The 7,869-nt window shown below is 72.8% G+C and carries 9 protein-coding genes; 6 read left to right on the forward strand and 3 right to left on the reverse strand.

The features are described 5' to 3' along the window. Positions 1-111 precede the first annotated feature (111 nt). Positions 112-477, forward strand: coding sequence for a cupin domain-containing protein (locus ABZ887_RS46005; protein ID WP_361304743.1), 366 nt, complete (start codon positions 112-114; stop codon positions 475-477). Positions 478-539: 62 nt separating this feature from the next. On the opposite strand, the gene ABZ887_RS46010 is transcribed toward ABZ887_RS46005, so the two are convergent. Further along, a complete protein-coding gene (locus ABZ887_RS46010) occupies positions 540-1,916 on the reverse strand; it encodes a VWA domain-containing protein (RefSeq protein ID WP_361304764.1) in 1,377 nt (458 codons plus the stop codon). Positions 1,917-1,942: 26 nt separating this feature from the next. After that, positions 1,943-2,800: a MoxR family ATPase gene (locus tag ABZ887_RS46015; protein ID WP_361304745.1), complete on the reverse strand. Its 858-nt coding sequence runs from the start codon at positions 2,798-2,800 to the stop codon at positions 1,943-1,945. A gap of 154 nt (positions 2,801-2,954) precedes the next feature. Between ABZ887_RS46015 and ABZ887_RS46020 the strand changes: the two genes are divergently transcribed. The 5 genes from ABZ887_RS46020 (at position 2,955) to ABZ887_RS46040 (ending at position 6,562) form a co-directional block, all read left to right on the forward strand. Beyond that, on the forward strand, positions 2,955-3,527 hold the full coding sequence (locus tag ABZ887_RS46020) for a TetR/AcrR family transcriptional regulator (RefSeq protein ID WP_361304748.1): 573 nt from the start codon (positions 2,955-2,957) through the stop codon (positions 3,525-3,527). Between the two features lie 59 nt (positions 3,528-3,586). Beyond that, entirely contained in the window at positions 3,587-4,267 is a 681-nt protein-coding gene (locus ABZ887_RS46025) for an ABC transporter permease (RefSeq protein WP_361304751.1), read from the forward strand. Beyond that, positions 4,264-4,935: an ABC transporter permease gene (locus ABZ887_RS46030; RefSeq protein WP_361304754.1), complete on the forward strand. Its 672-nt coding sequence runs from the start codon at positions 4,264-4,266 to the stop codon at positions 4,933-4,935. Before ABZ887_RS46025 ends, ABZ887_RS46030 begins: the two co-directional genes overlap by 4 nt. Then, a complete protein-coding gene (locus ABZ887_RS46035; protein WP_361304757.1) occupies positions 4,932-5,879 on the forward strand; it encodes an ABC transporter substrate-binding protein in 948 nt (315 codons plus the stop codon). The genes ABZ887_RS46030 and ABZ887_RS46035 overlap by 4 nt, the downstream gene beginning before the upstream one ends. A gap of 86 nt (positions 5,880-5,965) precedes the next feature. Then, on the forward strand, positions 5,966-6,562 hold the full coding sequence (locus tag ABZ887_RS46040; RefSeq protein ID WP_361304760.1) for a hypothetical protein: 597 nt from the start codon (positions 5,966-5,968) through the stop codon (positions 6,560-6,562). Between the two features lie 20 nt (positions 6,563-6,582). On the opposite strand, the gene ABZ887_RS46045 is transcribed toward ABZ887_RS46040, so the two are convergent. Beyond that, on the reverse strand, positions 6,583-7,737 hold the full coding sequence (locus ABZ887_RS46045) for a betaine/proline/choline family ABC transporter ATP-binding protein (protein ID WP_361304762.1): 1,155 nt from the start codon (positions 7,735-7,737) through the stop codon (positions 6,583-6,585). Between the last annotated feature and the right edge of the window lie 132 nt (positions 7,738-7,869).

Genomic DNA, 7,869 nt, shown 5'->3' on the forward strand with positions numbered 1-7,869 from the left:
GGGAAGACCGCCGCCGCAGACCCCGCAGCCGTCCGCCACGGCGAATGGCGCTCCCGAGTTGACGGGAAGACGATGGAGTGGTGGACGGGAGTTCGAAGGGAGGACACCGTCATGCTGGAGATCAAGACGGTCGACAAGCCGGACGAGCGGCGTGACTTCCCCCGCGGCCACCTGGAGGCCGTGCACATGACCGGCCTCGACTTCGCCATCGGCACCTTCGAGCCGGGCTGGCGCTGGTCGGAGTCGGTGGCGCCGATCGCGGGCACCGAGCGCTGCATGGTCCACCACAACGGCTATGTGGTGCAGGGCAGGATGCATCTCGTGATGGACGACGGCGGCGAGGGCGAGATCGGCCCCGGCGACGTCTTCGTCCTTCCGCCGGGACACGACGCCTGGGTCGTGGGGGACGAGCAGTGCATCGTGCACGACTTCGCCGGCGGCATGGCAACGGACTACGCGAAGGCCAAGGAGAGTTGAGAACAGCAGCGGGAACAGCGGACGGGTGCCGTCACCTTCCGTAGGCGACGGCACCCGGCGCGTCACACCGGCAGCAGCCGTCCGATCAGCCCGCCGAGCTGGCGGGCGGTGCGGCACTCGTGCATCTCCACCAGTTCCGCGTAGTCGGGCGCGGCCGAGTCACCGGTGCCCCACAGGGAGCGCGGCTCGGGGTTCAGCCAGTAGAAGCGGCGCGCCTGTCCGGCGATCCGGCGGACGGCGGCGAGGTCCGGGTCGAGGTTGTTGGTGCGGGCGTCGCCGAGCACGAACACCGTGGTGCGCGGGCCCACCGCCGCGCCGTACCGTTCCGCGAACTCGCCGAGCGCGTGGCCGTAGTCGCTGCTGCCGTGCCAGCCGGTGAGCGTCGCCTCGGCGCGGATCCGGGCGCCCAGCCCCTCGGGATCGGCCCGGCCGTGCTCCAGAAGGCCGGTCACCTCGTCGATCCGGTTGACGAAGGCGAAGACCCGGACCTTGCTGAACTGGTCGTGCAGCGCCTGCACCAGCAGCATCGTGAAGTCGGAGAACCCGGAGACCGAGCCGGAGACGTCACACAGCAGCACCAGCTCGGGGCGGACCGGCCGGCGTCGCCGCAGCACCGGCCGCATCGGCACGCCGCCCGTCGACAGCGAGCCGCGCAGGGTGCGCCGCAGGTCGATGGAGCCCCGCGCCGCCCGGCGGCGGCGCGCGGCCAGCCGGGTGGCCAGCTTCCGCGCCAGCGGCTGTACGGTCCGGCGGAGCTCGGTGAGCTGGTCCCGCCCGGCGGACAGGAAGTCCACCCGGTCGGCGCTGGGCGCCACCGCCCGGCGGGCGATCCGATCGCGCCCGCGCCGCTCGGCCACCCGGCGCCGGGCCTCCGCCGCGACCATGCCCCGGAAGTCCTCGATCCGCCGCCGGATCTCGTCGTCCAGGAGCCGGTCCGCGAACCCCGTGCCGCCGCCCCGCGCGCGGACGTCCGACCGCACCCGAGCGAGCAGCGTCTGCGGCCGCAGCCGGTCCAGGGTCTGGTACGACGACCAGCCGTCCGAGCCCGGTGAACTCCCGTATCCGCCGAGGCCGTCCACGGCCTCGGCCGCCAACTGCCGCAGCAGCGCGGTGTCGTCGTCCGCCAGCGCGGCCGCGAGCCGCTCCCGCAGCTCCTCCCGGTCGGTGGACCCGCTCCCGGACGCACCGCCGGGCCCGCCCACCCCGCGCGGGAAGTAGAGGTCGAAGACCTGGTCGAACACGGCCCGTTGGCCGGTGCCGTGCAGCAGGGTCGCGGCCAGCCCCTCGCGCAACAGCTCGCGGTCCGCCAGTCCCAGCACCGCCACCGCCCGGCCCGCGTCCACGGTCTCCCCGGTGCCGATCCGCACCCCGTGCGCCCGCAGCGCACCGGCCAGCCCGGTGAGCCGGTCGGCGAGGTCGGCCGGAGCATCGGCCGGCATGTCGGTCGGTGCGTCGGCGGGTGTGCTCACAGCGCGTCCAGGTCCAGCTTGGCGGCCGCCTTCTGGATGTCGTCCTGGTGCTTGAGGATCACGCCCAGGGAGTCCCGTACGACCTGCTCGTCCAGCGTGTCGGCGCCCAGGGCCAGCAGGGTGCGGGCCCAGTCGATGGTCTCCGCCACCGACGGGACCTTGCGCAGGTCCATCGCCCGCAGCGCCCCGACCACCCGGACCACGGACTCGGTGAGCGCCTCGGTGAGCTCCGGCACCTTCAGCCGTACGATCCGGCGCTCCAGCTCCTCCTCCGGGAAACCGATGTGCAGGAACAGGCAGCGGCGGCGCAGCGCCTCGGACAGCTCACGGCTGGCGTTGGAGGTGAGTACGACGAAGGGGCGGCGGGTGGCCGTGACCGTGCCGAGCTCGGGGACCGTCACCTGGAAGTCGCTGAGCACCTCCAGGAGCAGGCCCTCCACCTCGACGTCGGCCTTGTCGGTCTCGTCGATCAGCAGCACCTTCGGGTCGTCGCCCCGGATCGCGGTGAGCAGCGGGCGGGGGAGCAGGAACTCCTCGCTGAAGATGTCGGTGCGGGCCTCGTCCCAGGTCTCGTCCCGGCCGGCGCTGATCCGCAGCAGCTGCTTGGCGTGGTTCCACTCGTACAGCGCCCGGGACTCGTCCACGCCCTCGTAGCACTGCAGCCGTACCAGCCGGGCCCCGGCCACCGCGGCCACGGCCTTCGCCAGCTCGGTCTTGCCGACCCCGGCGGGGCCCTCGACGAGGAGCGGTTTGCCGAGCCGGTCGGCCAGGAAGACGGTGGTGGCGACGGCGGGGGAGGCGAGGTAGCCGGTCTCCGCGAGGCGCGCGGAGACGTCGTCGACGGAAGTGAACAACGGGGCCTCCGGCTGATCAGGGTCGTGGCACGCGCGCAGGCGGAACGCACGCGGGAACGGGTCCGAGGTCCTATCTAAGCGCTTGTTCACCTCGCCTGCCACCCTGTATACCGATCGGTTTCCTCACAGTCCCCCGCGCGGTAACCTCGGCCGTATGGCCACCACAGAAAAGGCGTCCCCCCGCGACCGCCTGCTCGACGCCGCCGCCGAGCTCTTCTACCGCGACGGCGTCTCCATCGGCGTCGAGGCGCTGTGCAGGGCCGCGGGGGTCTCGAAGCGGTCCATGTACCAGCTCTTCGACAGCAAGGACGAGGTGCTGGCCGCCAGCCTGGAGCGGCGCAGGCCCTGGTACGAGGCCCAGCTCAGGTCCCCGGACGCCGAGGCGGCCACCCCTCGCGAACGGATCGGGTACGTCTTCCGGCGGGTGGAGGAGAACGCGGCGGCCCCCGGCTACTGCGGCTGCCCGTACCTCGCCGTCCTGGTCGAGCTGAAGGACGGCGACCATCCCGCGAGCGTGGTGGCCCGAGCCGCCAAGGAACTGCTGCAGGGCTACTTCGAGGACCAGGCCGCACAGGGCGGTGCGGCGGATCCGGCCCTGCTCGCCCGACAGCTCATGCTGATCTTCGACGGGGCCAGCGCCCGGGCCGGCGCTCACATCGAGCACCTCGACGACGGGCTGGTCACCCGGACGGTGACCACACTGCTGGACGCGGCCGGCCTGAAGTAGCCGCCCGGACGGATCACCACAACGCGCCGGGCCCCTCGCCCTCCCGATGCAATGGAGGCGTGACCGCGCCCCCGAACGACTGCCTCGCGCGCAACGAGTGGATCTGCGGCGCCTACCTGACCAGCCGCCGCCAGATCCTCCTCGACGCCGTCGGCCAGCATCTCCGGCTCACCGCGGTCTCGGTGCTCGTCGGACTCCTCATCGCCGTGCCGCTGGCCGTACTGGCCCGCCGCCGGCGCTGGTCGGCCGGACCCGTCCTCGGTGTCACGACCATCCTCTACACCATCCCCTCCCTGGCGATGTTCTCCCTGCTCCTGCCCCTGTACGGCCTCTCGGCCACCCTCGTCGTCGCCGGCCTGGTGCTCTACTCGCTCACCCTGCTCGTCCGCAACACCCTCGCGGGCCTGCGCGCCGTCCCCGAGGAGACCCGGCAGGCCGCCCGCGGCCTGGGCTACGGCCCGATCCGCCTCCTGCTCACCGTCGAACTGCCCCTCGCCCTGCCCGCCGCGATGGCCGGCCTGCGCATCGCCACCGTCTCCGCGGTCTCCCTGGTCACCGTCGGCGCGATCGTCGGCTTCGGCGGACTCGGCAACCTGATCTACGCCGGCATGAACACCTACTTCAAGGCCCAGGTGCTCACCGCCTCCGTGCTCTGCGTGCTGATCGCCGTCGCCGCCGACCTGCTGCTGCTCGGGGTGCAACGGCTGCTCACCCCGTGGACGCGGGCGGCCCGCGCGTGACGACGCTCACCGACGCCTGGGCCTGGCTCACCGACTCCGCGCACTGGGCCGGAGACGACGGCATCGGGCACCGGCTGCTCCAGCACCTCGTCCTCACCGCCGTCTGCCTCGTCATCAGCTGCCTGATCGCGCTCCCGGTCGCGCTGGTCCTCGGGCACCTCGGCAAGGGCGGCGCGCTCGCCGTGAACATCTCCAACGTCGGCCGGGCCGTCCCCACCTTCGCCGTCCTGGTGCTGCTCCTCCTCACCCCGATCGGCAGCTGGGGCGAGGGCCCCACCGTGGTCGCCCTGGTGCTGTTCGCCGTACCGCCCCTGCTCACCAACGCCTACGTCGGCATGCGCGAGGTCGACCGGAGCATCGTGCAGGCCGCCCGGGGGATGGGGATGACCGGGCGACAGATGTTGTTTCACGTGGAACTGCCCCTTTCGCTCCCGATGGTCCTCACCGGGGTGCGCATCGCCGCCGTCCAGCTCGTCGCCACCGCCACCATCGCCGCGCTCGCCGGCGGCGGCGGACTCGGCCGGATCATCACCTCGGGATTCAACCTGGCCAGCACGCCCATGGTGGTGGCCGGAGCGATCCTGGTCGCCGTGTTCGCCCTGCTTGTCGAGGGCGTCTTCGCACTCGCCGAACGGCTTGCGCCGGTCTGGCTGCGGGGCTCGCGATGAGACTCCGCACGGCGGCCGGCGCGGTGCTCCTCACCCTCACCGCCTGTACCGCCTGCACCACCGGCCCCTCCCTGGAGAACCGCGGCGCGGTCACCGCGCCCCCGGGCGACAGCAGGCACCTGACCATCGGCTCCGCCGGCTTCACCGAGAGCGACCTGCTCGCCCAGATGTACGCCCAGCTCCTGAACCAGGCCGGATACAAGACCTCCCTGATCACCGTCGCCAACCGCGAACTCTACGAACCTGCCCTGGAGTCCGGGCAGATCGACGTCGTCCCCGAATACGCGGCCACCTTCGCCGACTGGCTCAACGCCAAGACCAACGGCCCCGACGCACCCCCCGTCGGCTCGCCCGACCTCACCACCACGATGAAGGCACTGCGCGGCCTCGCCACACCCCGTGGCCTCACCGTCCTCGACCCCGGCCGGGCGGTGGACCAGAACGCCTTCGCGGTCACCGCCGCGTACGCCCGGCAGCACCACCTGAAGACACTCAGCGACCTCGGCGCCTCGGGGCTGAAGGTACGGCTCGCGGCGGGCGACGAATGCGTGCAACGGCCGTACTGCGAGCCGGGGCTGAAGAAGGTCTACGGCATCGACATCACCGGCATCGATCCCAAGGGCGTCGGCACCACCCAGGCCAAGCGGGCCGTGCAGAGCGGGCAGGACCAGATGGTGCTGACCACGACCAGCGACGCGACACTCGACCAGTTCGGGCTGGTCCTCCTCGCCGACGACAGGCATCTGCAGAACGCCGACTACGTCGTCCCGGTGGTCAACCGCGCCCGGGGAGACAGCGAGCGGGTGACGAAGGCGCTCGGCAAGCTCAACGAGGTCCTGACGACCGCCGATCTGGCCGCGATGAACCAGCAGGTCGACAGCTGGCGGCGGCTGGCCCAGGACGTGGCCCGGACCTATCTGCGGAACAAGGACCTGCTGAAGTGACGGCCGGTGGCGTGACGGCCCGTGATGTGACGGCCGGTGACGTGAGGTCCGGGTGCGTTGTCAGTGGCGGGCGGTACGTTCGGGGCATGGGGATCTATCTGGTGAGTGTCGGTGCGCAGGAGTGGCTCGACGGCGACGAGGACGAGGGCGGCAAGGGCGCCCTCGCCGCGGCCCTCGACGAGGAGCTGCGGCGGCGCGGGCTGGCGCCGTACGAGTCGGTGCCCGAGGCGGCCGCCTTCGTGCGCGGCTCGGGGCTGTCGTTCGAGGAGAAGCTGGTGCCGTCCATGGGCGGCCTGGCCGCCCTGTGCCGGGAGCACCTGTCGGCGAGGGAGACCGACTTGTTGCTGGGCTGGTCGGTGCTGGTGCCCTTCTCGCTCGACGAGGAGATCCGGCTGCCTCTCGCCTCCGCCTACACCGACGAGACGGTGGTCGCCGGCGCACCCGAAGTGCTCGCCCTCGCGCAGCGGCTGGCAGCGGCGATCGGGCTGCCCGTCGCGACGATACCGGAGGCCTGCGACAACCTCGACCTGACCATGTGGTTCCTGGAGGGCGCGGCGAAGGAAGCGGCCGCCGCCCGCCCCGGCCCCTGGGGCGAGGACCTGGACACCGCCTTCTACGTCGCGCTGTACCTGCGGGCCGCCCAGCACTCGCTGCGCCGCGGCTGCCCGCTGACGTACTGCTGACGAGCACCGTGCCCCGTCGGTCAGACGTCGGAGACCGAGTCGAACGGCACCTGACCCCGCGAGACGCCACGCGCGTCCGCGTCCACCGAGCGGCGCAGCGCCTCGTGCAGCTTGGCCGGGGTCAGCACGCCGAGGAAGCGCGAGCCGTCCAGCACCGCGACCCACCCGGCGTCGTACTGGAGCATCACCCCGAACGCCTGCTTCAGCGGGGCGCCCACCGGTACCCACGCGGTCATGCGGTGGACGAGTTCGCCGATCGTGCCGCCCGCCGCCAGCTCGTCCCGGCCCACCCAGCCGTGCAGGTCGCCGTCCGTGTCGAGGACCACCGCCCACCGGGCGCCCTCCGCGCGCAGCCGCCCCGCGGCGCTCTCGGCAGACTCGTCCAGACGGACGACCGGCGGCTGCTCCAGGTCGTCCGCCTGGACATCGGTCACCGACAGCCGTTTCAGCCCGCGGTCCGCGCCCACGAACCCGGCCACGTACGGCGTGGCCGGTCTGCCCAGCACCGTCCCCGGTGTGTCGAACTGCTCGATCCGGCCCTGCCCGTACACCGCGATCCGGTCGCCGAGCCGCACCGCCTCCTCGATGTCGTGGGTGACCAGCAGCACGGTCTTGCGCACGGCGGCCTGCATCCGGAGGAACTCGTCCTGCAACTGCTCCCGCACCACCGGGTCGACCGCGCCGAACGGCTCGTCCATCAGCAGCACCGGGGGATCGGCGGCGAGTGCCCGGGCCACCCCGACGCGCTGCCGCTGACCGCCGGAGAGCTGGTCCGGGTAGCGCGGCCCGTAGGTCCCCGGGTCCAGGCCGACGAGGTCGAGGAGTTCGGCGGCGCGGGCCCGGGCCCTGGCCCGTTTCCAGCCGAGCAGGGCCGGGACGGTCGCGGTGTTGTCGAGGACCGTGCGGTGCGGGAACAGGCCGACCTGCTGGATGACATAGCCCATCCGGCGCCGCAGCCGCACCGGGTCGACGCCCGCGACGTCCTCGCCGTCGACGAGGATCCGGCCCGAGGTCGGTTCGATGAGCCGGTTGACCATCATCATCGTCGTGGTCTTGCCGCAGCCGGAGGGGCCGACGAGCGTGACGAGTTCGCCCTCGGCCACCTCGAAGGAGAGGCCGTCCACCGCGGTCGTGCCGTCCGCGTACCGCTTGGTGACCTGCTCGAACCGGATCATTTCCTCACGTTAACCGCGAGTGTTGCCGACCGCCTGCCCGTCGGGGGGCGGCCCCGCGCCCGGGGGGGGCGCCCCCGGGCCCCCCCCGCGGGGGGGGGGCGGGGGGGCCCCCCCCCCCCGGCCCGGGGGGTT

Source organism: Streptomyces sp. NPDC047061 (assembly GCF_040643955.1).
Taxonomy (GTDB): Bacteria; Actinomycetota; Actinomycetes; order Streptomycetales; family Streptomycetaceae; genus Streptomyces.